The 24,245-nt window shown below is 38.7% G+C and carries 19 protein-coding genes, 2 pseudogenes and 1 riboswitch; of the genes and pseudogenes, 10 read left to right on the forward strand and 11 right to left on the reverse strand.

The window, feature by feature from the left end:
• Positions 1 to 20: 20 nt before the first annotated feature.
• Positions 21 to 821, reverse strand: a complete 801-nt coding sequence (gene pdsO / locus H4J56_RS11300; protein ID WP_182172364.1) for a sortase-associated OmpA-like protein PdsO — start codon at positions 819 to 821, stop codon at positions 21 to 23.
• A 196-nt stretch (positions 822 to 1,017) separates the two neighbouring features.
• Here pdsO and pdsR point away from each other — a divergent pair, with 196 nt between their 5' ends.
• Positions 1,018 to 1,716, forward strand: coding sequence for a proteobacterial dedicated sortase system response regulator (gene pdsR, locus H4J56_RS11305; RefSeq protein WP_182172361.1), 699 nt, complete (start codon positions 1,018 to 1,020; stop codon positions 1,714 to 1,716).
• Positions 1,706 to 3,901, forward strand: coding sequence for a proteobacterial dedicated sortase system histidine kinase (gene pdsS, locus H4J56_RS11310; protein WP_182242622.1), 2,196 nt, complete (start codon positions 1,706 to 1,708; stop codon positions 3,899 to 3,901). Before pdsR ends, pdsS begins: the two co-directional genes overlap by 11 nt.
• 4 nt (positions 3,902 to 3,905) lie before the next feature.
• Here the strand turns inward: pdsS and queE are convergent, their stop codons facing one another.
• Positions 3,906 to 4,580 carry a 7-carboxy-7-deazaguanine synthase QueE gene (queE, locus tag H4J56_RS11315; RefSeq protein WP_182172356.1) on the reverse strand — a complete coding sequence of 225 codons (675 nt, stop codon included), beginning with the start codon at positions 4,578 to 4,580 and terminating at the stop codon, positions 3,906 to 3,908.
• Positions 4,581 to 4,659: 79 nt separating this feature from the next.
• Between queE and queC the strand changes: the two genes are divergently transcribed.
• On the forward strand, positions 4,660 to 5,319 hold the full coding sequence (queC, locus tag H4J56_RS11320; protein ID WP_070376829.1) for a 7-cyano-7-deazaguanine synthase QueC: 660 nt from the start codon (positions 4,660 to 4,662) through the stop codon (positions 5,317 to 5,319).
• 74 nt (positions 5,320 to 5,393) lie between these two features.
• Here the strand turns inward: queC and lysC are convergent, their stop codons facing one another.
• The 4 genes from lysC to H4J56_RS11340 all read right to left on the reverse strand — a co-directional run bounded on the left by lysC (position 5,394) and on the right by H4J56_RS11340 (position 8,472).
• Positions 5,394 to 6,746: a lysine-sensitive aspartokinase 3 gene (lysC, locus tag H4J56_RS11325; RefSeq protein ID WP_182222406.1), complete on the reverse strand. Its 1,353-nt coding sequence runs from the start codon at positions 6,744 to 6,746 to the stop codon at positions 5,394 to 5,396.
• Positions 6,747 to 6,857: 111 nt separating this feature from the next.
• Positions 6,858 to 7,056, reverse strand: a riboswitch (Lysine riboswitch).
• A gap of 165 nt (positions 7,057 to 7,221) precedes the next feature.
• Positions 7,222 to 7,629, reverse strand: coding sequence for a GNAT family N-acetyltransferase (locus H4J56_RS11330; protein ID WP_182259327.1), 408 nt, complete (start codon positions 7,627 to 7,629; stop codon positions 7,222 to 7,224).
• A 60-nt stretch (positions 7,630 to 7,689) separates the two neighbouring features.
• Complete coding sequence (locus H4J56_RS11335) at positions 7,690 to 7,974, reverse strand: hypothetical protein (RefSeq protein ID WP_070376826.1); 285 nt, start codon at positions 7,972 to 7,974, stop codon at positions 7,690 to 7,692.
• A gap of 90 nt (positions 7,975 to 8,064) precedes the next feature.
• On the reverse strand, positions 8,065 to 8,472 hold the full coding sequence (locus H4J56_RS11340; protein ID WP_182222408.1) for a hypothetical protein: 408 nt from the start codon (positions 8,470 to 8,472) through the stop codon (positions 8,065 to 8,067).
• A gap of 138 nt (positions 8,473 to 8,610) precedes the next feature.
• Between H4J56_RS11340 and H4J56_RS11345 the strand changes: the two genes are divergently transcribed.
• Positions 8,611 to 8,790, forward strand: coding sequence for a DUF6435 family protein (locus H4J56_RS11345; RefSeq protein ID WP_182172347.1), 180 nt, complete (start codon positions 8,611 to 8,613; stop codon positions 8,788 to 8,790).
• A gap of 104 nt (positions 8,791 to 8,894) precedes the next feature.
• Here H4J56_RS11345 and H4J56_RS11350 read toward each other — a convergent pair whose 3' ends face one another.
• Entirely contained in the window at positions 8,895 to 9,515 is a 621-nt protein-coding gene (locus H4J56_RS11350; protein WP_070376823.1) for a hypothetical protein, read from the reverse strand.
• Positions 9,516 to 9,786: 271 nt separating this feature from the next.
• Between H4J56_RS11350 and deoA the strand changes: the two genes are divergently transcribed.
• A complete protein-coding gene (gene deoA / locus H4J56_RS11355) occupies positions 9,787 to 11,103 on the forward strand; it encodes a thymidine phosphorylase (protein ID WP_182259328.1) in 1,317 nt (438 codons plus the stop codon).
• A gap of 102 nt (positions 11,104 to 11,205) precedes the next feature.
• On the forward strand, positions 11,206 to 12,432 hold the full coding sequence (locus H4J56_RS11360) for a phosphopentomutase (RefSeq protein ID WP_182259329.1): 1,227 nt from the start codon (positions 11,206 to 11,208) through the stop codon (positions 12,430 to 12,432).
• A gap of 188 nt (positions 12,433 to 12,620) precedes the next feature.
• Here the strand turns inward: H4J56_RS11360 and pgi are convergent, their stop codons facing one another.
• The 4 genes from pgi to add form a co-directional block, all read right to left on the reverse strand.
• On the reverse strand, positions 12,621 to 14,273 hold the full coding sequence (gene pgi, locus H4J56_RS11365; RefSeq protein WP_182259330.1) for a glucose-6-phosphate isomerase: 1,653 nt from the start codon (positions 14,271 to 14,273) through the stop codon (positions 12,621 to 12,623).
• A 62-nt stretch (positions 14,274 to 14,335) separates the two neighbouring features.
• Positions 14,336 to 15,298, reverse strand: a complete 963-nt coding sequence (gene tal / locus H4J56_RS11370; protein WP_070376819.1) for a transaldolase — start codon at positions 15,296 to 15,298, stop codon at positions 14,336 to 14,338.
• Between the two features lie 64 nt (positions 15,299 to 15,362).
• On the reverse strand, positions 15,363 to 16,583 hold the full coding sequence (locus H4J56_RS11375; protein WP_070376818.1) for a NupC/NupG family nucleoside CNT transporter: 1,221 nt from the start codon (positions 16,581 to 16,583) through the stop codon (positions 15,363 to 15,365).
• Positions 16,584 to 17,098: 515 nt separating this feature from the next.
• Positions 17,099 to 18,100 (reverse strand): adenosine deaminase, encoded by a 1,002-nt coding sequence (gene add, locus H4J56_RS11380; RefSeq protein ID WP_182259331.1) that lies wholly within the window; start codon positions 18,098 to 18,100, stop codon positions 17,099 to 17,101.
• A 225-nt stretch (positions 18,101 to 18,325) separates the two neighbouring features.
• On the opposite strand from add, the pseudogene H4J56_RS19700 reads away from it, so the two are divergent.
• The 4 genes and pseudogenes from H4J56_RS19700 to H4J56_RS11395 form a co-directional block, all read left to right on the forward strand.
• Positions 18,326 to 19,513, forward strand: a pseudogene (locus tag H4J56_RS19700) (endonuclease/exonuclease/phosphatase family protein); the annotation flags it as partial.
• 33 nt (positions 19,514 to 19,546) lie between these two features.
• Positions 19,547 to 20,764 (forward strand): annotated as a pseudogene (locus H4J56_RS19705) (alkaline phosphatase); the annotation flags it as partial.
• 85 nt (positions 20,765 to 20,849) lie between these two features.
• Positions 20,850 to 23,240 carry an endonuclease gene (locus H4J56_RS11390; RefSeq protein ID WP_182242626.1) on the forward strand — a complete coding sequence of 797 codons (2,391 nt, stop codon included), beginning with the start codon at positions 20,850 to 20,852 and terminating at the stop codon, positions 23,238 to 23,240.
• 188 nt (positions 23,241 to 23,428) lie between these two features.
• Positions 23,429 to 24,211 carry a S1/P1 nuclease gene (locus tag H4J56_RS11395; RefSeq protein WP_182217382.1) on the forward strand — a complete coding sequence of 261 codons (783 nt, stop codon included), beginning with the start codon at positions 23,429 to 23,431 and terminating at the stop codon, positions 24,209 to 24,211.
• Positions 24,212 to 24,245 lie beyond the last annotated feature (34 nt).

Consider the following 24,245-nt stretch of genomic DNA (forward strand, 5'->3'; position numbering starts at 1 on the left):
ACCTTCACTTATACCAACACTTAATAATTATTAGCCACTTGCTCGGTGTTACTGTGCAGCTTTATTACCACACGTCGGTCATAAAAACTGACTTCTTGTTGAGTGTTAGCCACTACCGGCGCTTGCTCACCAAAAGCAAACAGTTTAATGCGTTCTGCTTTAACGCCTTGGTCAATTAAGGCATTTTTAACGGTGTTAACACGAGCAATAGACAGCGCTTGGTTTGATTTTTTATTACCTTGTTTATCGGTATAACCCGATAAATCGATAAAGAGTTTTGGCGATTGTTGTAACATTTCTGCCAAAGCAACGATTTGACTTTTATAGTGCGGCTGTAAGTCACTAGAGCCAGTTGAAAATTGTAAACTCATCAGTAAATTTTCAGCTTGTAGTTGACTGGCATTTTGGTGTTTTTTATCAAAGTTTTGTTCTAAAACCGATAATTCTAATTGATGATTTTGTTCAGAGCGTTGTAAATTGCGGCGGAACTCGTTTGCAGCCTGCAAATAATCATGCTCTTGCTTTTTCAATGACGCCTGTAGTTCACTCAAATTTTCTTTATCGTTTTGTGTTTTCGCAATAAGTGTACCGGTCGCTCCCACTAAAATAGCGCCAATAGGACCACCAAATATCGCGCCAATGATCATGCCGCTACCTAAGCCAATACTTTCTTTATCTCTGTCACTAAGTTCAACCGAATCGCTTGCTGTTAAGTTTGACTTTTCAAAGGCGTATGCGGAATGACTTAATGTCGGTGCAGCAATAAGCGCTGTGATTAAGAAAAGTTTCGCTGGGTTTAATTTACTGTTAATTTTTTTCATGTTAATTCCTAAATGATTAAGGTGTTTTTTGTTGACGAGGTAATTAAAACAAGAAAAATAGGCTTTGAAACGACACAAAAAAGGCAAAGTAATGAGCAAATGTGGCAACAATGTGGCAATTACAACAATTGCGCGCATTTATAAAAAAACTCTTATATAGTGCCTTAAAATAAGTTAACCAATAGAGTCGTATAGAGTGTTAAAACGAATTGCCATAGTCGAAGATGAAGCCGCTATAAGAGAAAACTATGCGGATGTGCTGCGCGTTCAAGGTTATCAAGTGCAGACCTTTGCTAATAGAGAAAACGCCTGTAAGGCCTTTGCAATAAGTTTGCCTCACCTTGTGATATTAGATATTGGCTTAGAGCAAGAATATGACGGCGGTTTTACCCTATGCCAATGGCTTAGGAATATATCAACGACCTTGCCTATTATTTTTTTAACTGCGCGTGATAATGATGTTGATACGGTGTCAGGATTACGTATTGGCGCTGACGATTATTTAACTAAAGATATTAGCCTGCCACATTTATCAGCGCGCATTGCAGCCCTCTTTCGTCGCCAAGAAGCACTAAAACAGCCAACTGCTGAAAGTAGTTTACTCACATTAGGGCCGCTAACTATCGACAATCAACGAATGAGCATTATTTGGCAGCAACAAAGTGTTGATTTAACGATCACCGAATTTTGGATGGTCTTTGCCTTAGCTAAAAACCCCGGACATGTTAAGAACCGTCAACAACTGATGAAAGACTCCAACATCTATGTCGACGACAGTACCATTACTTCCCATGTAAAACGCATTCGTAAAAAATTTAACCAAATAGATAAAGACTTTAACTGCATAGAAACAGTTTATGGCATGGGCTATCGTTGGAACAAAGATGAAAAATAAGCTCAATTTTCGTTTCGGCTTACGAACTAAGCTTCTACTCCTGTCTAGTTTTCTCTTTGCCATTCCCTGGTTTGGTTATCAATACGTATGGGAAATGGAAAAGTATTTACGCTTTGGTCAAGAACAAACAATCATAGGAACAGCAAGAGCCCTCGCGACTTCGTTGCATGAACGCCCTAACCTTTTTAATAACCAAGCCAGTTTTTTACCCGATGTTGAAAAAGGTAAAGACCTTTACGGTTATCAATTATCTCAAGCGATAAATCTCGACGGTTTACCCAACGACTGGCCAAGTTTTCAAGAAAAGTCCCACTACTATGGGGTTAATAACCAGCTTGGTCAGCAATTAAGCGTTGATAAGCTCACTAATCATTTCAGTGCCGCTGTTGGAAAATATGATAAATACTTATACTTTTTTATTCAGGTGATCGACGATACGGTTATTTATCGTGATGAAAATGCTCGAGCCATCAACAAAAATGATCATCTGGAATTATCATTCAACGATATTAATGGCAATTTCCAACGTTTTATCGTCAGTAATAAAAATCAGGGGTGGCTTGCTGCCTATCGCATTAATGACCTTGAAAGTAATGAACGGCTTCAATTTCCAAGACCCGTTAGCTTCATTCAGGGCCAATGGCGCGATACCGAGCAAGGTTATAATATTGAACTTCGCATCCCTTTAACTAAAATCAGTGACCGCTTAGCCTTTGCCATTCATGATGTTGATACGCCATTGAGTGCAGCCACAACAATAATAGGCAGTGCAGATCCAAGTAGCGCAGCAACCTTAGGCACCATTTTGGTGCCGTCACCTGAAATTGAACGCATAGTAAAGGGCATGAGTTACACACAGTCACGTATTTGGGTGGTTGATCAACATCATCGCGTACTAGCAAAAAGTGGCGACATAAAAAAAGCCAGTGGCTTATGGCAAAAAAACATCAATAACTCTGATAACGATGGCTCTTGGTATGCTTGGACACAAAAATACTTACAACCGTTATTTCAACATTTGCTCAACAAACCTCAAGATGATTTTATTGACCGTCTTTACGACACGCAAAACCTAACGGGTGAACATATTGAAGCCGCACTTGCGGGTATGCCAAAATCTCAATGGCGATTAACCACAGATAAAAAAGCGGTAATCATATCAGCTGCATACCCTATTTATATCAGTGATAAGGTCAACGGTGCGGTCATTGTTGAAGAAACAACCAATGGCATTCTCAGTGTACGAAATAAAGCCTTAGAGAAATTGTTTACGTCAATTTTAGCGATTATGTTATTGGGTGCTTTCGCTTTTTTCTTTTTTGCGTCACGTATTTCAAATCGCATTCGCCAACTGCGTAATCAGGCAGAAATTGCTATTGATGAACACGGTCGAATCAATAACGAGATAGCCGAGAGTATGCAAGTATCAACAGCCAATGATGAAATTGGCGACCTCTCTCGCAGTTTTTCTACGGCAGTAAATCGTTTAAGCCAGTACAATCATTACTTAGAAAATATGTCGTCACGACTCTCACATGAACTCCGCACCCCGATAGCGATTGTTAGAACATCCTTAGAAAATTTGTCTTTACAAGCCTTACCTGAGAAAAGTTCCGCTTACATTGACCGTGCCCAAAGTGGTATTAATCGCTTAAACAATATATTAACCAATATGAGTGAAGCGACTCGTCTTGAACAAATGCTCAATCAAACTGACAAGGTCAGTTTTAATCTCTTTGATGTGCTTAATGGTTGTGTACAAGGATATCAGCAGATATACCCTAACTTTACTATTGAGTATTTGGCCTCAGATAAAAAAGTAATGTTGGCGGGATCGCCTGAGCATATAGCGCAATTATTAGATAAGGTTGTCACTAATGCCGTAGAGTTTAGTGATGATAATAAACTTTTCATAACGACAGCGTTGAAAAACAAAGACATCACCATTCACGTTAGCAATAACGGCACGTTATTACCCGACACGATGGAAGAGCGACTTTTTGATTCTATGGTTTCAATGCGTGAAACACCGCAAATGAAAGAAGATAAGACTCCTCATTTGGGCTTAGGCTTATATATTGCCCGCTTGATTTGTGAATTTCATCAGGGGCATATCGTGGCAAGTAATCATCATAATCCGCAAGGTGTCACGGTGTCGATTACCTTGCCATTGCAGGTAAAGTAATTATTTACTCTATACCTAAATATTTATGTACTTGAACGGATAAACGCCAATTATTTTCAATACAGCTTTTTATTGCTAACGCTGTTGCCCGTTCTTTTTGGCTGATCGGTTGCAAATAAACTTGGGTGTTAACAATATTATGTTCGGCTAATAACGCTTTTAAGTCGTCTATATGCTGCTCAGTCGCCACTGGATGTTTAATTTCATTGGCACGTAACATCGCTGAGTTTAATATTTTGTAGCCACCCTTCATGTTTACTTTGGGTGAAACAGTCACCCAGCACTTATCCGTCACCTGTATTTCAAAAGTACCCGATGTTTCTAATTGACAACTAAAACCATTGGTTTCAAGTGCTTGGCACAGAGGGAGTAAATCAACCATCGCTGGCTCACCGCCTGTGATAACAATGTGTTTGGCTTGATAACCTTCTGCCGTTATCATCGCTAAAATATCTTTAACCGTAAGCGCTGACCACGTTTGAGATTCAGCTTCTTTTGTTAACATAGCATTCGGTGTTACTTCATCTTCAAGGTTTATTGCCCAAGTATGCTTAGTATCACACCACGAGCAAGCAACGGGGCAACCTTGTAAACGGATAAAAATTGAAGGTTGACCGGTAAAAGCGCCCTCTCCTTGAATAGTTTCAAATAATTCATTAATTTTGTATTTTACGGTCATCGGGGTTTTTGCCTGTTTATTGCTGGTGTAAATTGAAGTAAAATGCGCGATATTAATTATACCCTAAGAGACTTTAGAAATGACAAACAAAGTTGTTGTTATTTATTCTGGTGGCATGGACTCATTCACTGTTCTTAATCGCGCCTTGCATGATGGCAAAGAAGTGTTCGCATTAACCTTTGATTACGGACAGCGTCATGTCAAAGAAATTGAATTTGCCAGTACGGTTTGTCAATCACTTGATGTAAACCATAAAATTATCGATATATCATCTATTAATCAATTACTTGCTGGTTCTTCATTAACCGACAATATTGATATTCCTGAAGGTCATTACGAAGCTGAAAGTATGAAATCAACGGTTGTACCTAACCGTAACATGATTTTGTTATCACTTGCGGTCGGTTATGCCGTTTCAGTGGGGGCTAGCCAAGTTTATTACGGCGCACATTCAGGAGACCATGCAATATATCCTGATTGTCGTCCCGAATTTGTAATGAAAATGAATGAGGTGTGTAAAATAGCTAACTACGAGTCAGTAGAAATATTTAGCCCTTATTTAACGGTTACTAAAAGTGATATTTTAACCGATGGATTAAAAATGGGCTTAAGCTATGATAATACTTGGACGTGTTATAACGGCCGTGAAAAAGCCTGTGGAAAATGTGGTGCCTGCCAAGAGCGTTTAGAAGCTTTCAGTGATAATAATGTTACCGATCCGTTAAGTTACGAATCGTGATAAATAAAAGATAAAACACGGCAAGGTGTTTTATCTTTTTTCTGTACTGACCAAAGAAATAATACGCTTAAAGCTTATGAAAATAAGGCATTGTGTAGCTTTTCAACGGTTTCATTTGCTTGTTTCTCGTCGACTAAGAAACATAAGTTATGTTCACTGGCGCCATGACAAATCATCCGCACGTTTATCCCTGAGATAGTTTCAAAAATACTGGTACCAACGCCATTACTGCGATGCATTTTATTTCCTATAACCGCTATTAACGATAAACCGTGCTCTACGGTCACTTCACAAAGCTGTTCTAATTCTTCAACAACGGTTGAGTTTAAAAGCGCTTGCGTCGAACCCGTAGGGTTATCGAAGGTTAGCGCAATACTGATTTCACTGGTGGTAATTAAATCAACACTCAGTTCATGTTTGGCTAAAATACCAAAGACTTGTGCAAGAAAACCACTAGCATGTAGCATAGCAGGACTCTTTACCGTTACTAATGTTTGCTCTCTACGTAAGGCTATTGAGCGGTATATTGGGCTCGATTCAACAAACTGTTGAATGCGTGTACCCCCCTTCTCTGGTTCCTTACTTGAACCAACAAAAACCGGAATATTCTTTCTCATCGCAGGAATGAGTGTTGCCGGATGAAGAATTTTTGCGCCAAAGGTCGCCATTTCAGCCGCTTCGCCAAAACTGATTTCTTTAATAGCACGGGCATGCTCGGTAATACGTGGGTCTGTGGTAAAAATACCGACAACATCAGTCCAAATAGAAAGATTATCGGCATGTAACGCTTCGGCTAAAAGCGCGGCACTGTAATCAGATCCGCCACGGCCTAGGGTTGTCGTATGACCGTCCTCATCTTGACCAATGAAACCTTGGGTAACGATAACTTTATCAACCAGCAAAGGCATAAGAAATTGCTGTGCGTTCTTAGCGAGCATCTCAAGGTTAACAACGGCTTTACCGTATAATGCGTTGGTTTTCATGACTTGGCGAACATCAAACATTTCGCCATTAACACCAACAGATTTAAGGACTTGTGCAAAGATACATGAACTCATTTGTTCACCAAATGACAAAATTGCATCGGCTATGCGTGGGCAATAATTAAGTGATTGCGCGTTAGAGAACTCGCTTAACTCATTTAGCAGTTGATCAATTTGAAAGTTTAGCTGTGTTTCTTCAGCTAAATGTTGGGTAATATTAAATTGGATAGCGCGAATACTGCTAATGATTGTTAATTGTTCATGCTGAGATACATCTTTTTGACTTAAACGAACCAGTAAATTAGTAACGCCTGAACTTGCAGATACGACAACAACTTTGTTACTTGCATCGTTTTTAATGATCTGAGCGCATCGTAACATCGCTTGATGATCAGCTAGACTTGTGCCGCCAAATTTTGCAACAGTAAAAGGTAATAATGACATCTAAGGTCTCCCTAATTAAGCCCCCAGTAATAATTATAGGGTAACTTTATAAACTTCAAGGAAGAGCATGGCTGAATTAAGAAGTGTTCTTGGTAAGATAAACTAAACTTTTCAGCCAGAAGCTCTCCACCATAATCTAATTAGCACTTAACATACTAACTAGAGGTGACAATCCTAGGGATTCAGCCCTAGTAACCGAATAAATAACGCCACTCGCTAATTACTCTCGGCAATAGTCTCCCTCAATAACAGTCAAAAGAATGGTGGTTCTTCGTGTTATCTACCTAGCTACTGCTCCTCTTCTGGTTGATTATTAAAAACATACAATTTGAGTATTTATTCTAATAACCGACATGTGGATTAAATCCTATCTGTAATAATAAATCAACAGGCTAAGTCGATCTTTTTTAGAAATAATAGCTTAATAGCATTGCCCGTAGTTCAACTAAAGCATGGCTAGGCTTTTATATAAAAATTAACGGTTGCTGCAGCGCATTAATTTTATACCACCGACATCCGTTGAAAAACCAAGATTTTTATAAAAGCTCTCCAGTTCAGGTAAGCAATATAATTCAAAATGTTTTACTTTGACTAATTTATCATGGTTTTTAACCAGGCTCATCAATTGCTGACCGATACCATTACCGCGATGAGAGGCGCTTACAATCACATCAAAGATGATTGCTTTATAGATAAAGTCGCTTAGAATTCGCGTAAAACCAATGAGCTCATTGTCTACATCGAGAATACCAATACAAATTTGAGAACCACGAATACAATTTTGAGTGTCTTCGAGTGAGCGTTCTTTACCCCACCATACACTTTTATAAAGCTGGTGAACTTGCTTTATATAGTCGTCAGAAAATCTATAAATTATGGTCATCTTTAATTTTTAAACTCAATATTCACTGACCTATTAACAGACAGTAATTAGCCAGCAATATTATTTAATAAGGGTAACACCCGCAACTTCTACCACTGTTTTTGCATCAGCACGTTCAATAACTTTTAATAGTGTTGTTTGAATAGTTTCATCTTTTCTCGCATCACCTTTACTGGTAAATTTTTGCTCTTGTGGAGCATCACCTTCAGCGGCAATAAAACCAACCACAACTTCAGTAGCACAATCAGCTGACTGACCAAAATAAGCTAATGAAATTTGTGGGTAGCCTTGAAATCCTTTCTTAACTCTTTTATCAATACGTTTAGTCGATTTGTCTAAGTTCATAATAATTATCCAAAAAATAACGCGATTTTAGCGCGAATAAAACAATAGTTATCTAAAGTCATAAGTGATTTATCAATATAAGCTAACTCACTACAACACATGCTGAACCCATAAGATGAATATCAATACTACATGAGGAAATGCAACAGTAGGCCTAATTGATTGACAGGCATATTCTTTAATTAAGGCAAGACCTGATAAGCTAACTTTATGATATTCAGAGTTAAATTGACATACATTTTCACTACTGTCGGCTGAAATATATTTTTCCAGCTGTAAAAGCCGTGTCTCAATACGTGATTGAAATGTCTTCCAAACAGCATCTTGAAGCCATAAAACGACTAAGATTAAAAAGATAGGAATCGTGATTACATTCGATATAATGGCTATTAGTAAAACGATTACGGCAATAAGTTTTATATAAAGCGAATGTTTCTCATAGCTGTCAAACTGATTTTGGAGTAAGGACCATTCTGAGCTGAATTTATTTTTTTCCATTTTTCCCTCTTATAATGAGAATAAATTTTTGCAACACGTAGCACGATACAATAAGTTTTTAATTAAAATGTAAATAATAAAAACTAAAATCGATTTGTATACGTATAACTAACAGTAACCAACTCAATGGTAAATAAAATGTTTGGAATATTTAAAAAAGACCCGATAAAAAAATTAAATAAACTCTATGAAGCTAAGCTTGAACAAGCGATGTTTTCGCAAAGAAATGGAGATATAAAGTCATATTCGATGATCACTGCTGAAGCAGAAAAAATAGCCGTGCAGATTAAAGATTTAGAAGATTCAAAAAAGAACTAACGCGCTAATAGCGAAGACCCCGCCACTTCATTTAAGGTGATGGCGGGATTTTATTGCTTGCCCTTTTAAACCCGGTATTTATCTGCTTGCAGTCTTCAGTACACTCAATTTATTAATAATTCGTAATGATCAGCCTTTTTGGTAAAGCCAACCCGTCTCAAGTAAAGTTCATGAGCATCATCTGATGGCTCGACGATTAAATGTTTAATACCTTCTTGTCTTAGTTGATTTTGTTCAGCAGAGAACATAAATTTGGCTGCTTTAAAATCTCGGTCTTCGGGAATGATATAGTCGAGTAGCACTTCAACCTTACCGTCCTCATCTAACTCCCGATAAGCAAATAATCCTACGGGTTTCATGTTCCTAAACAATAACAATACCACGGCATCATCAAGTTGCTGCCACTGAAAGTTTTTACATAAGCCAATGATATCTTTACCGTAACGTTCCTTTAACAAGTTGAAAAAAGATGATTCCACTGATTTTAATTTAATTAAATCAAATTGATCTTTTTCTTGATAAATACGGATTAAATAGTATACATCAACCAAAGCTATCCAACCGTTTAAAATAAAAACAGGGTAGGCATCAATAAAGTACCCGTAAACACTAAAGGCAGCAGCACCAAATAAATTTATCCAACGCAATCGTTTGATATTAGACATCATTAACGATAAGGCAATTAGCACACTTGCAACATAACCAAAGGCTTCTAACAGGGACATGACAATACTCTTTTAGTAAAACAACGGGCATAGTATAATAATCTGACCAATTGGTCAGAAAAACACGATTAGATCTTGACACATGAGTCAGGAAAACACAATATATGGCTATTAAATGTATTAAACAGCTAGTTATGGCTCAACTATAATACTAAATAAAAGCAATACATAGCTATGCTATTAGCAACCAATTAACAAATTAAAAAGCATGGACGTTTACATAATTGTTACCTAATGCTTTTCAACTCAATTATTATCTAAAGGGATCACTATGCACTTACCTCAAAATATCATTCGTCAAAAACGTAATAAACAAGCTTTAACTGTAGATGAAATTCAATGCTTTGTTGACGGTCTTAAAACAGGTGATTTCACCGATGCACAAGTTGGCTCTATGGCTATGGCTATTTGGCTTAATGGCATGACAACCGATGAAGTTGTTAATCTAACCATGGCTATGCGTGACTCGGGTACGGTTGTTGATTGGCATAATAAATTAAACAAACCCATTGTAGATAAACATTCAACGGGTGGTGTTGGTGATAAAGTAAGCTTAATGCTAGCACCAATAGTCGCGGCATGTGGGGCTAATGTGCCAATGATTGCAGGACAAGGTTTAGGTCATACTGGTGGTACGGTTGATAAATTAGAGGCCATCCCTGGTTTTAATGTTCGCCCTAGCCTTGCAGAGTTCCAAGCAACAGTTAAAGAGCAAGGCACAGCAATTATTTCACAAACCAAAGATTTAGCACCAGCCGACAAACGTCTTTATTCAATTCGTGACGTAACGAGCACAGTAGAATCCATCCCATTGATCACTGCTTCTATTTTATCAAAAAAATTAGCAGCTGGCCTCGAGTCTTTAGTCATGGATGTAAAAGTAGGCAATGGCGCGATGATGGCCGATATTGAATCAGCTCAAGCATTAGCTCATTCAATTGTCTCAGTCGCCAATGGCGCAGGAACACCGACACAAGCATTAATCACTGATATGAATCAGCCGCTAGGTACCACAGTGGGTAATGCACTTGAAATACAAGAAACTATTGACTATTTGACTGGAAAATATCGTGAGCCAAGGTTGCATGAAGTCACCATAGCCCTTGCTGCTCGAATGTTATTAACCAGTAAAATAGCCCGTGATATTGAACAAGCAACAACGTTAGCCGAAGAAGCATTAACATCAGGTAAAGCCGCTGTAATATTTGGCAAAATGATCACCGCGATGGGTGGCCCAGCTAATTTATTAACCCACAGTGAAAGTTTACTGCCTAAAGCTAATATGACTAAAAACATCGTTGCCTCAAAAGCTGGTTACATTGGCATTATGGATACTCGTGCTATAGGTATGGCATTAGTAGAAATGGGTGGTGGTCGTGTCGACCATAATCAAAGCTTAGATTACAGTGTCGGCTTTAGTGATATTAAACCAAAAGGCACGAAAGTCGCTGAAGGTGACATCATTGCTATTGTTCATGCCAAAGATGACGCTCAAGCAACTCAAGCGATTAAACAATACTTAAGTGCGGTTGAAATTTCAGTAGCGCCAGTTATTGTTGAACCTGTGATACATCAACTCATTACCTAATTATTGATACTCAACTGAGATGAATCCATTATTAAGGCGACTGTAAAGTCGCCTTAACTTTTTATCCCCTGCTTTAAATAAATTTATAAAATGAGAACAATTATGTCGAGAGCAATTATTTTGGTCATTGACGGTTTTGGCTTAGGTCATGCCCCTGATGCAGAAGCTTTTGGTGATGTTAACGCCAACACCTTTGCAAATTTAGCTGAAAAATTTCAAGAAATTAAAGGACGCCCTTTAAAGCTTCCTCATTTAAGTAAACTGGGCTTAGTTAAGGCTTGTCAACAAGCGTCAGGTCGCACGCTTTGTGTTGAACCCGTTAAGCCAACGAAAGGGGCTTATGGTTACGCTGCTGAAATAAGTACTGGTAAGGATACCCCTAGTGGTCACTGGGAAATGGCAGGAGTGCCGGTTTTATTTGATTGGACTTACTTTACTGATAAGAAAAATAGCTTCTCAGCAGAGCTCATGGCACAAATAAACCAAGCCACAGGTTATGCTGATATGTTAGGAAATTGCCATGCCTCTGGTACCGATATTATCGCTAATTTAGGCGAACAACATATAAAAACAGGTTTACCTATTTGTTACACCTCAGGCGACAGTGTTTTCCAAGTTGCCGCCCATGAACAACACTTTGGCTTAGATAATCTTTATAAATATTGTCAACAAGTGCGGGTAATACTCGATCCGTTAAATATAGGACGTGTGATCGCTCGCCCTTTTATTGGTGAGATTCCTGCCGATTTTGAGCGAACAGGTAATCGCAGAGATTATTCAGTATTACCTCCAGCGACCACCGTATTAGAAAAATTAACGCAAGCCGATGGTACGGTGATAAGTGTCGGTAAAATTGCCGATATTTTTGCGCATCAGGGTATTAGTATCAAAACCAAAGCAACCGGACTACCTGCGTTATTAGATGCAACGCTCGCACATATGAAAACCGCAGCAGATAAGAGTATTATTTTTACCAATCTAGTTAATTTTGATCAAGACTTTGGTCATCGACGTGACCCTGTCGGGTTTGGCGAAGCGTTAGAATATTTCGATGAGCGTTTAGCGGAGTTTTTAGATCAAATGGCTGATGATGACTTACTGCTATTAACCGCTGATCACGGTTGTGATCCTACTTGGCCAGGCAATGATCATACGCGTGAATTCGTGCCAGTTATCGCTTATCACAATCATATCGATTCGATAAACTTAGGCCAGCGCAATAGTTTTGCCGATTTGGGACAAACTTTAGCCAGTTTATTTACCTTAGACGCAATGGATTATGGTCAGTCTTTTTTAGACGAACTAAAATTTGAATCATTGAAGCCTTAACTCAAGGACCCTAGTTGGTCCCTTGATAAACGTATTTACTAACAATAAATTGGCTTTTCAATTTGCCAACAGATTTAACAACACTGCCTGATATCGACAGATTAAATAAAAAAACCGAGTAAACTATTATTGATACATAGTCTTACTCGGTTATTAATTATTATTGAGTATTTAAAGAAGGCCTAATGTTACATCAATGATTTATTAGCATCTCGGTATTGCGCAAGGAGTAATTCTGTCGAACTGTCTGAAAGTTCAGTATTATTAGGCTGTCCAATGCGAGATAATATATCATCACCTAATATTTTCCCAAGCTCGACACCCCATTGGTCGAAGGAATTTAAGTTCCAAATAACCCCTTGAACAAAGACTTTATGCTCATATAAAGCAATTAGCGTCCCAAGTTGGTAAGGTGTTAATCGGTCAAAGGTCAAGGTATTCGATGGTCGATTCCCTGGCATTTCTTTATGTTTGGCAATCACTTTGGCTAATGCTTCTTCCATACCTGAAGCGACAAGTTCATCATAGGCTTGTTGATGTGTTTTACCTTGCATTAGCGTTTTACTTTGTGCAAAACAATTGGCAACGAGCATATCTTGGTGACCGTTCATATTATGTTCAGCAACTAATGGCTGAATAAAATCAACCGGTACTACTGACGTACCTTGATGTAATAACTGATGAAAAGCATGTTGACCATTCGTGCCTTCTGCGCCCCAAATAACCGGACCGGTAGTACTGCTGACAATTTCATTATTAAGCTGGCAGCTTTTACCGTTAGACTCCATGTCCATCTGTTGTACATACGCAGGAAAACCACGTAAATAATGACTGTATGGTAATAAAGCATGAGTTTGACAACCAAAAAAGTTATGGTTCCACACCCCTAACATCCCCATGAGTACCGGTAAGTTTTGCTCAAGCGGTGCCTCTTTAAAATGCTTATCAAGATCGGCAGCACCTTTTAGTAATTCAGTAAATCCTTGATTACCTATTGCCATCGCAATAGGCATGCCAATAGCTGACCATAATGAATATCGTCCCCCAACCCAATCCCACATCGGAAAAACATTGTCACCATTAATACCAAATTCGACCGCTTTAGTTACATTTGATGATATGGCAATAAAGTGTCGGTTTAGCTGCTCAAACGTAACACCATAGTCATAAAACCATTGGCGAGTAGACTCGGCATTCGTCAGAGTTTCCTGAGTATTAAAAGACTTTGATGCGATCAACACCAAGGTTGTTTCAGGGTTTAAATGAGTTAAAACATCATGTAGATGATTTCCATCTATATTGGCCACAAAATGCTGTTTAGGCCCACCTTCAACATAAGGCTTTAATGCAGTGGTCACTATTTTAGGCCCCAAGAAAGAGCCACCAATACCTAGATTTAAGACATCTGTAATAGATTTACCACTATAACCTAACCATTTCTTGTCACGCACTTGGTTAACGACTGCTTCTACCTTAAGACGCACCGCTTTGATTTGAGGTATAATATCAACACCATCAACAAGTACGGGTGTACTGTCTTGTTGTCGCAAAGCTGTGTGTAATACCGATCTGTTCTCAGTATTATTAATCGGCGCACCAGCGAACATCGCCTCTCTCTTTTCAGCTAATTGCGCTGATTCGGCTAACTCGATTAACAAAGTGCGCGTTTTCTCAGTAATACGATTTTTTGAATAATCTAAATTTAAGCGACAAGCACTAACCGATAAATTTTCTGCTCGTAGTGGATCACTGGCAAACAAGTCACGCAAATGGCTACTTTTTATCTCAAGCAAGTGTTGTTGAAGTTCTCGCCACTTATCGTTAAAAGTATCCATTAACATGAGTGTTGTCCTAAAGTGTCGTTAAAAGTATCCATTAGCATGAAAGGTTTCCTAAAGTTATCTTAAAATAATTGGCTTAGTTGTACTTCGAGCTTGCACTGGTCAATGGCAAAGTTACGAATACCTTCTGCTAGTTTTTCTGTTGCCATCGCATCTTGATTCATTTCCCAGCGAAACTCAGCTTCAGTTAATGCTACGGGTTTATCTTGAACACGAGTTGCAGGCATTAATTGCTGCGTTATACCTTGATAATTATCTGATAATTCACTCATTAATGGTGGACTGATCGTTAATCTGTCACAGCCAGCAAGGGCGATAACTTCATCGATATTACGAAAACTTGCGCCCATCACCACAGTATTGTAGTCATGCTGTTTGTAATAATTAAAAATTTCTGTAACAGAAATGACCCCAGGATCTTCATTGGCTAAGTAGCTATCACGACCAGTATCTTTTTTGTGCCAATCAAGAATTCGACCAACAAAGGGTGAAATTAAATACACTTGTGCTTCAGCACAAGCTTTTGCTTGAGCAAAACTAAATAACAAGGTTAAATTACATTGAATCCCCTCTTGCTCAAGTTGTTTAGCCGCTTGAATACCTTCCCAAGTTGACGCCATTTTTATCAAAATACGTTCTTTACCAACACCGGCTTCTTGATACATAGCGATAAGTTGACGAGCCTTAACAATACTTGCTTCTTTATCAAAAGATAAACGTGCATCAACTTCAGTAGAAATACGACCGGGTACAATCGCTAAAATTTCTAAGCCAATTAATACTGATAATTTATCAGCCGCAAGACTGACTTCAATGGCCTTGTCTTTAGTCTGACTTTTTGCCCAATTAACAGCTTCTGTCAGTAAGTTTTGATAAGCAGGTATAGCAGCAGCTTTTAATAATAATGAAGGATTAGTCGTCGCATCCATTGGTGAAAATTTTGCTATGGCTTCAATATCCCCCGTATCAGCAACGACTGTTGTCATGGTTTTTAATTGTTCTAGTTGAGATAGTTGTGCTTGCATAATAATTCCTGTTAAAAAGTTTCTGTTTATTCGTTTGTTTATTCGTTTAAATTAATGAGGTAAATTAGATAAAAATTCCCGCAATAGTTGCGCTCATCAGGTTAGCCATAGCCCCAGCGAGAACCGCTTTCATGCCAAGCTTAGCAATATCGGGCCGACGAGAAGGTGCCATGTTACCCATGCCGCCTAATAAAATAGCCACGGAAGATAAGTTAGCAAAACCACAAAGTGCAAAGGTAATAATGGCTTGGGTTCTGGCACTTAATTGATCAGCAACAGTAATAAAATCTAGATAGGCGACGAATTCATTGATGATAATTTTTTGACCAAGGAAACTCCCAGCCATGTTTGCTTCATGCCAAGGGATCCCAATAAGATAAGCGACCGGTTGAAAAATATAACCTAAAATCAGTTGTAAGCTTAGGTTTTGTAGGCCGAACCATTCTCCAAAGCCACCTAGCAAACCGTTTACCATCGCCAGTAGAGCAACAAATGCTAATAACATAGCACCAACATTTAGCGCGAGCATCATGCCATTAGATGCTCCGGTGGCCGCTGCATCAATAACATTAACGGCCTCTTTAACATCGCTTTTCATATCGTCTAAATTGTCGTTCGGCTGTTCAGTTTCAGGCACTAACATTTTTGCCATCAACAAGCCGCCAGGGGCAGCCATAAAGCTAGCAGCGATGAGGTATTTTAAATCAATACCAATACCAGCGTAACCGGCGACTACCGAGCCTGCTACCGATGCTAAGCCACCCACCATTACCGCAAAAAGTTCAGAGCGGGTCATCTTAGGCAAAAAAGGTTTTATCACTAAAGGCGCTTCGGTTTGACCAACAAAAATATTTGCGGTCGCTGACATAGATTCTGCTTGACTGGTTTTAAGAAGTTTTTGTAAACCACCACCAATAAACTTAATCACCAACTCCATTACACCAATATAATAAAGCACGGCAATCAACGCCGAGAAAAAGACGATGACGGGTAAGACATGGAAAGCGAACATAAAGCCTAAGCTTTTTTCACCTATTTGTTCGCCAAATATAAAGCTAATACCGTCATTGGCATAGCCAATAACATTAGATACACCGCTAGCAACACTCAACAAGATATCTTTACCTGCGGGGATATATAAAACAAAAGCACCCAGAGATATTTGTAACACTAGTGCACCAATAATCGTTCGCCAATTAATGTTCTTTCTATCTGACGAGGCGAAATAGGCAATAGCTAAAAGGACAAAAATCCCCAAAATGCTGCGTAGTATATTCGTATCCATGTTATTCCCTGTTATTTTGATTTTATTATTATTTTGATGACAATGGAGACTAAGACCAAATACAGCATTTTATTTATTTTGAGTATTGATATTAAAAACCTGACTATATAGTCAGGTTTTTAATCTAAACTAAGATTCTACTTAGGTCAATAGGATATTATCGAATAACCACCAATTACTCGGATACTACAACAGCAATAATTATCGATAATATTAATGATGATCCCACTAGCAATTTAGTTGATAAATTGAATCTATAGACAGGTCATAACAACGAGGTTAAAACTTTAATGTATTGCTGTTATTTACCAAAAAAAATTAATTTTTATAGTGCTATTGACGGCAATTAAGATAACTTAAATCACTATATCAACTACTTATGATTGTTAGTAAGGCTGCTGCACTATCTGCGCTAAGTCATACCTAGTTGGTCAAAGTTAGATTGCTAAAGGCTTTAGCACAGCCAACTCCAACAAATAAACACAGTAATATTAGCGTTTATGTTATGACACTTCTCAACCCCTCTTCATTGCTGTCTGTCTTAAGACTCGCTTTTCATGGTCAGATAAGAAAGCCATTTTTAACGCGTTATCTTGTAATGTACGACACTGCGCTTGACTAAGCCCCGCTTCAAGTGCCGCATGCTGATATTCATATTTTATGTCACACCCCTGCACAGCAGGATCGTCACTGTTGAGGCAAACAAGTAAACCTCTATCAAGAAATGTTTTAACGGGATGCTGACTGATATTTTTGACTGTCCCTGTTTGATAATTTGACGTTAAACATGATTCAATGGCGATATTATGCTGATACATATAATCCATTAATTTTTCATCACCCACAGCGTGAGTACCATGGCCAATGCGGGTTGCATGTAATTCATTGATAGCCTGATAGATACTCGATGCTCCATCCGCTTCACCGGCATGAATAGTCACCTGTAAGCCGGCTTTATTAACCAAAGCAAAGTGTTCAACAAAGAGTTGGCCTGGCTTGCCTAACTCATCTCCAGCCAAATCGACCGCGACAAGTTCATTTTTGTGTGCAAGTAAGGCATGTAACTCCTCAAAACAGGCATTAACACTAAAGGTACGACTTAAAATACCAATAAGGTTAATTTGGACAGGAAAATCTTTTTGCGCTAACTTTACGCCGTCGACCACTGCAGCAACCACGTCGGTGACATTGAGCTTATGTTCCATAGCCATATAATAAGGAGAGAATCTTAATTCAGCATAATCAAGCCCTTGCAAAAAAGCGTCTTCAACGTTTTCATAAGCGATACGTTTACATGCCTCTAAATTAGCTAACACGCTAACGCCATAATCAAGTTTTTGTAAAAAAGAGACTAAGTTACTTTCTTTACCTTGAATTTGTACATGCTGTAATAAATCAGTCAAATTATCTGCGGGTAATTCGATACCATGCTGTTGTCCTAATGCCAGAATTGTTTTTGCTCTTATATTGCCGTCTAAATGGCGGTGTAAATCAATAAAGGGAATATCTCTAAACATTCTACTATTCCTTAACATTTTATCTGTTTATACTCATGGACAAAGAAAACTTGACCATATGGTTAATTTATTTTACATTCTAAACATAACCTGACACAAGTGACAAGTTATGTTTGATTAATGACTTATTCACCTACTAATATAAGTACATGAAATTGTGATAAATATATGAAATTTAAAATACAATTACTGACTAAAATTAAACATAAAAAGACCTATAAACCGCTGAAAATTAATTTTATTCAGCTAGCTTTACCGCTTTTATTAGCTGTTTTTGTCACTCAAGCATCCGTTATTCAACCTGCAATAGACCAACAACCTCACATTAGAGTAGCAACATTTAATGTCAGCATGGACGCAACTAATTACCTACCTAACAATAAAATAGGGTCAGGTGTTGAACTTATCGCTGCTCTTAAAGACGATCGTCAACAAATTAAGAATATTGCTGAAATTATTCAACGTAACCGCCCTGATATTATTCTCCTTAATGAATTTGACTATATTGCCGATCCAAAACAAGGCGTTGAAATATTTTTAAAGCAATATTTAGGTAAATCACAACAGGGAACAGCCGCCATTGATTACCCTTATTATTATTTTGCACCGGTAAATACCGGTGTAAGCACACCTTTTGATTTGGACAATAACGGTAAAAAAACTAATAACCTTGGCGACGCTCAAGGTTATGGCCACTTCCCAGGTCATTTTGGTATGTTGGTGCTATCTAAATATCCAATTGTTGAGGATAATATTAGAACTTTCCAACATTTCCTTTGGAAAGATATGCCCAATGCCATAGTGCCAATCAATCCAAGTACGAAAGAACACTGGTATAACGAACAAGAATGGCAAATGCTGCGTTTATCGTCTAAATCGCACTGGGATATTCCGATTAATGTCCAAGGTAAACTTGTTCATATACTAGCAAGCCACCCTACACCACCGGTTTTCGACGGTGAAGAAGACCGTAATGGCGCTAGAAACCATGACGAAATACGCTTTTGGCAAGACTATATTACCCCCAACAAAGGCAATTATATTTACGATGACCAAGGTGGTAAAGGTGGCTTAACATTAGATAGCCGCTTTGTTATTTTGGGTGATCAAAACGCCTCTAAAGATGAAGGTGCTGCCCGCAAAGAAGGTATTAGTAACCTTTTAGCTAGTCCTTATATTAACAATGATATGACACCTGCTAGTGTCGCAGGGATAAAAAACAGTAACAGCCCTTTTGCTGCTAATCATACCGCTGGTTGGGGTATGCAAGCAGACTATGTTTTACCTTCTCGCCTTGGCATTAACTTACAAAATAATGGTGTTTTTTGGCCAAAGAAAGACAGCCCACTCTATCGCTTAATTGAAACCCGCTCCGCTTCATCTGATCATCGTTTGGTTTGGGCTGATTTAACTTTAACAGCCAAAGATAAGCAGGCTAAAAATATTATCATGGTTATTGGCGATGGAATGGGACCCGCTTATACCACGGGTTATCGTTATTATATGGATAATATAAATACGCCACGGGTAGAAACAACTATTTTTGATGAACTGCTAACAGGCATGGCCAGTACTTATCCGGTTAATAGCCAAGGTTACGTTACCGATTCTGCCGCAGCCGCTACTGCATTATCTACCGGTTATAAAACCTATAATGGTGCGATTGGCGTTGATGTAAATAAAAAACCATTATTAACGCTAATGGAGCGAGCAAAACAATTAGGCAAGAAAACGGGCTTAGTGGTTACCTCCCAAATCAACCATGCAACTCCTGCTGCTTATTTTTCTCACAATGAAAGTCGCAAAAATTATAATGAAATCGCCGACAGTTACTTTGACGAAAAAATTAATGGTCACTTTAAGGCTGATTTAATGCTCGGCGGTGGTAGCAAATATTTTATTCGCCCAGACAGAGACTTAGTCAGCGAATTCAAGCAGGCAGGTTTTCAATATATTGATGACTTATCAAAACTTACTTCGCTTAATAAACAACAATCGGTATTGGGTTTATTTGCTGAAGTCGGACTACCTTGGACACTTGACAATAAAAATGAAAACCATCTACTGGCAATGGCTAAAGCTGGTGTACGACATTTAGAAAATAATCAAGGTTATGTACTACTTGTTGAAGCAAGTCAAATAGACTGGGCGGGTCATAGTAATGATATTGCTGCTGCTATGGCTGAAATGCAAGATTTAGCCGAAACACTTACTTGGTTGAAGAACTATGTAGAAAATCGTCATGATACCTTATTAGTTGCCACGGCAGATCATAGTACTGGTGGCTTAACCCTTGGTGCTAAAGGCGATTATCGCTGGCAGCCTGAATTTTTAAAAAACCTATCCGTATCACCTAAAAGTATTGCAACAAAATTAGCGCTTCAAAACACAGCTATTTCTGCTCAGCAATTAACAGACGCACTCGGCTTTATTATTACCGACCAAGAAGCTAATTTGTTTATTGATCGCAGCGATGAAAAATCTATCTATGAGCAAATTAAATTATTAATTGATGCAAGAACTAATACCGGTTGGACTTCTAGTGGCCATACCGGTATTGACGTACAAGTCTTTGCCACCGGGAATGGTGCTAAAGCCTTAAACCGTCATCAAACTAATACCGACATAGCTAAGCAGCTATTTTTGGTGCTTGAAGGCAATTAACTAAGATTCACTAATGGTCATTAATGACTGAATAATACTAACGAAGAGACTCAATACCATTGAGCAAACAACCTAAAGGAAAATTATGAAAATACAAATGTTAACAGCGGTACTCGGCCTTAGCGTGCTTTCTAGTCATGCTAATGTTGTGATCACTGAATATATTGAAGGTGGAGGTAGTAATAAAGCCATTGAGATTTCTAATCTTGGCAGCGAAAATGTCGACTTAGCCGCGGAAGGTTATAAACTCGACCTTTATTCTAACGGTAAAACAGAAACAACTAACGGTATATCATTGCAAGGCGTATTAGTGCCAGGCTCGAGCATTGTTGTTTATAACAAGGATGCCACTGCCGAATTTAAATTTGATGCTCCTCAAGGCCTTGAAGATTCAAGTGCCACTTACTTTAATGGTGATGATGCCCTATTACTTTCAAACGCTAATGGCGTTGTTGACAGTTTTGGACAATTAGGAACAGACCCAGGCAGTAACTGGGGTGAAGGTGATTTTTCTACTAAAGATCATACTTTACGCCGCTTAACATCAGTCACTGAAGGTGATACTACCTCTGACGATGCTTTTGACCCCGCGACACAATGGGCAACCTTTCCAAAAGACACCTCAGACGGTTTAGGATGTTCTGGTATAGCAGCCTGTGATGGCAATCAACCCTTACCGACTGAAGGCGGCGCATCCACTGGCCAAGGCATTGTTATTATCACTGAGTATGTTGAAGGCGGTGGCAGTAATAAAGCCATTGAAATATCTAACTTAGGTACTGCAGATGTAGATTTAGCGGTAGATGGTTATAAACTAGAGCTTTATGCAAATGGCAAGACAGATTCACCAAATGAGCTATTATTGCAAGGTTTACTTGTACCTGGCTCTAGTATTGTTGTTTATAATCAGGCGGCAACTGAGCTATTTAAATTTGATGCTCCTCAAGGTATTGAAGACACAAGCGTAACTTACTTTAATGGTGATGATGCTATTTTACTTATTAACAATACCGGTATTGTTGATAGCTTTGGCCAATTTGGTGTTGACCCAGGTAGCAATTGGGGTACCGGTGATTTTTCAACAAAAGATCATACCTTACGTCGCCTAAACTCGGTTACCGAAGGTGATGCCACTGCTGATGATGCTTTTGACCCAGCAACACAATGGGCTACTTTTGCTAAAGATACTGCTGATGGTTTAGGCTGTAGTGGCGAAGTAACTTGTGATGGTTCACAAGCTTTACCTACTGCTGGAACGCCTACTGGTGATGGATCAACACCTGCTACAGGAATTTGTACAAACTGCCCTGATTTAGCAAAAATAGCTGACCGAACGACTTATGTCGAAGCCACTTATTATAGCCAAGCAAACGCTGCAGAAACCGCCGATTTACGTGCAGCAATCACAGCGGACATCAGTGTTAATCATAAACAGCTAACCTACTCAGAAGTATGGACCGCGCTAACCAGTACCGATGAAGATGCTACAAATGCTGATAACATAATTTTACTCTATTCTGGACGTTCAATTGCCAAAGCAGATAACGGTAGTGGTTCTGCTTCAAGTAACCAGGATTTTTGGAATCGAGAGCATACATGGGCTAAATCACATGGTTTTCCAGAGACTAACCAATTAGGTTATACCGATATTCATCATTTGCGCCCTACTGATATATCGATGAATAGTGACCGTGGTAATCGTGATTTTGATATTGGTGGTACCGCTAATACTGAAGCGCCTGAAAACAGAAGCACAGCAGATACTTGGGAACCAAGAGATGACGTTAAAGGTGATGTTGCCCGTATGATGTTTTATATGGATGTACGTTACGATGCAGGTACAGAAAGTACCATGCCTGATTTAATCTTAGTTGATACTGTTGGTACAGCAACGAGCAAATTAAGTGATGGTACTGGCAAACTAGGTAAATTGTGTACCTTGTTTGACTGGCATTCACAAGACCCCATAGATACCTTTGAAATAAACCGTAACCACACTATCTATGAGTTTCAAGGCAACCGTAATCCTTTTATCGATCACCCTGAATGGGTCGATAGTCTTTATGCTTCAGCTTGTGGTGCTGCTAGTGATGGTGGTGATGCTAATGCAGCACCAACCGTTTCAGCTGGTGATGAACAATCAGTTGCTTCAGCTGCTAACGTAACACTAACCGCAACGGCTGCAGATAGTGATGGCAGTATTGCTAGCTATGTTTGGACACAAACTAGCGGTAAAGTTGCTGATATTGCTGTTTATGACACAGCTACCATTACTTTTGTTGCACCGAAAGTTGGTAAAGATGAAAGCCTAATATTTAACGTGACTGTTACTGATGATCAAGGTAAAACAAGTTCAGCCGCTGTTACTATTAATGTCGCCGCTGAAGTAATAGCAAAGGAAGACACCAGTGGTGGTACTTTTTACTTTTTACTTACAGGACTTGCTCTATTATCGTTAAGAAGACTTAATAAGTAGGTTACAACTCACCTTCTTGTTAGCAGAATGAGTTGCATTAATGATAAATTAATGCAACTCGCATCTCGCAACTGCCAGCAAAACCTCTCCAAGTAATAAAGTTCTTTACTGCTCTACCAAGCTTACTCATACTTAGATATAAAATAGTTTACTGCAGATAAGAAAACACTAAAACAAGGATTATGTAGATGATAAATAAAAGTTTGATGGCTGTTATGGTCATTACACTCGCACACTTGCCGATTAAATCAGCATTAGCACTTGGCCCTAATGGGCATCGTATGGTTGCCAAAATAGCAGAAGATAACTTAGAGCCTTCGGCCAAAAAGGCGCTAATGCAGCTAACCGATGGTGCACCATTAGCTCAAATGGCTAATTGGCCTGATAACATACGTTCAGATAAAAAATGGGATTATGCTAAGCCTTGGCATTATATTTCTATTGATGATGACGAAGTATTTAAGGGGCTAAAAAGAAATGAAGATGGCGACATATTAAAAGCTTTAGCTGATTTTGAAAAAAAACTTCGCGATAAAAAAATCACCAAAGAAGAGAAATGGCAAGCACTAGCATTCTATATTCACTTTGTTGGCGATATTCACCAACCGCTTCACGTTGGACGCAGAGATGACCTTGGCGGTAATAAAATAACCGTTAAATGGTTTGGAAAACCAACAAAACTTCATGCTGTGTGGGATTCGTCAATAATTGAGCATCAAAAGCTTTCTTATACCGAATATGCTAACTTTTTAAATAATCAAACGCCTGACACCATTAACCTATGGCAAGATACCGTTTATCTTGATTGGGCTAAAGAATCTAAATCGAACAGAGAAACAGTCTATGACTTCCCTGAAGATAAAGAATTAAGTTACCAGTATGCGTATAAAAACACTCCGATATTAAATGAGCAAATAGCCAAAGCAGGCTTCCGTCTTGCTGGAATGTTAAACGATATTTTTAAAGAATAAATAATCGTTATTCACATAAAAGCCCAGTTAATAC

Source organism: Colwellia sp. BRX8-4, from assembly GCF_014077345.1.
Classification (GTDB): Bacteria; Pseudomonadota; Gammaproteobacteria; order Enterobacterales; family Alteromonadaceae; genus Colwellia_A.

What these genes read in the sequence shown, in the direction of transcription:
- pdsO (WP_182172364.1), bottom strand. Translation starts at nt 821, where the DNA reads ATGAAAAAAATTAACAGTAAATTAAACCCAGCGAAACTTTTCTTAATC.
- pdsS (WP_182242622.1), top strand. Translation starts at nt 1,706, where the DNA reads ATGAAAAATAAGCTCAATTTTCGTTTCGGCTTACGAACTAAGCTTCTA.
- queE (WP_182172356.1), bottom strand. Translation starts at nt 4,580, where the DNA reads ATGACCGTAAAATACAAAATTAATGAATTATTTGAAACTATTCAAGGA.
- queC (WP_070376829.1), top strand. Translation starts at nt 4,660, where the DNA reads ATGACAAACAAAGTTGTTGTTATTTATTCTGGTGGCATGGACTCATTC.
- lysC (WP_182222406.1), bottom strand. Translation starts at nt 6,746, where the DNA reads ATGTCATTATTACCTTTTACTGTTGCAAAATTTGGCGGCACAAGTCTA.
- H4J56_RS11330 (WP_182259327.1), bottom strand. Translation starts at nt 7,629, where the DNA reads ATGACCATAATTTATAGATTTTCTGACGACTATATAAAGCAAGTTCAC.
- H4J56_RS11335 (WP_070376826.1), bottom strand. Translation starts at nt 7,974, where the DNA reads ATGAACTTAGACAAATCGACTAAACGTATTGATAAAAGAGTTAAGAAA.
- H4J56_RS11340 (WP_182222408.1), bottom strand. Translation starts at nt 8,472, where the DNA reads ATGGAAAAAAATAAATTCAGCTCAGAATGGTCCTTACTCCAAAATCAG.
- H4J56_RS11345 (WP_182172347.1), top strand. Translation starts at nt 8,611, where the DNA reads ATGTTTGGAATATTTAAAAAAGACCCGATAAAAAAATTAAATAAACTC.
- H4J56_RS11350 (WP_070376823.1), bottom strand. Translation starts at nt 9,515, where the DNA reads ATGTCCCTGTTAGAAGCCTTTGGTTATGTTGCAAGTGTGCTAATTGCC.
- deoA (WP_182259328.1), top strand. Translation starts at nt 9,787, where the DNA reads ATGCACTTACCTCAAAATATCATTCGTCAAAAACGTAATAAACAAGCT.
- H4J56_RS11360 (WP_182259329.1), top strand. Translation starts at nt 11,206, where the DNA reads ATGTCGAGAGCAATTATTTTGGTCATTGACGGTTTTGGCTTAGGTCAT.
- pgi (WP_182259330.1), bottom strand. Translation starts at nt 14,273, where the DNA reads ATGTTAATGGATACTTTTAACGATAAGTGGCGAGAACTTCAACAACAC.
- tal (WP_070376819.1), bottom strand. Translation starts at nt 15,298, where the DNA reads ATGCAAGCACAACTATCTCAACTAGAACAATTAAAAACCATGACAACA.
- H4J56_RS11375 (WP_070376818.1), bottom strand. Translation starts at nt 16,583, where the DNA reads ATGGATACGAATATACTACGCAGCATTTTGGGGATTTTTGTCCTTTTA.
- add (WP_182259331.1), bottom strand. Translation starts at nt 18,100, where the DNA reads ATGTTTAGAGATATTCCCTTTATTGATTTACACCGCCATTTAGACGGC.
- H4J56_RS11390 (WP_182242626.1), top strand. Translation starts at nt 20,850, where the DNA reads ATGAAAATACAAATGTTAACAGCGGTACTCGGCCTTAGCGTGCTTTCT.
- H4J56_RS11395 (WP_182217382.1), top strand. Translation starts at nt 23,429, where the DNA reads ATGATAAATAAAAGTTTGATGGCTGTTATGGTCATTACACTCGCACAC.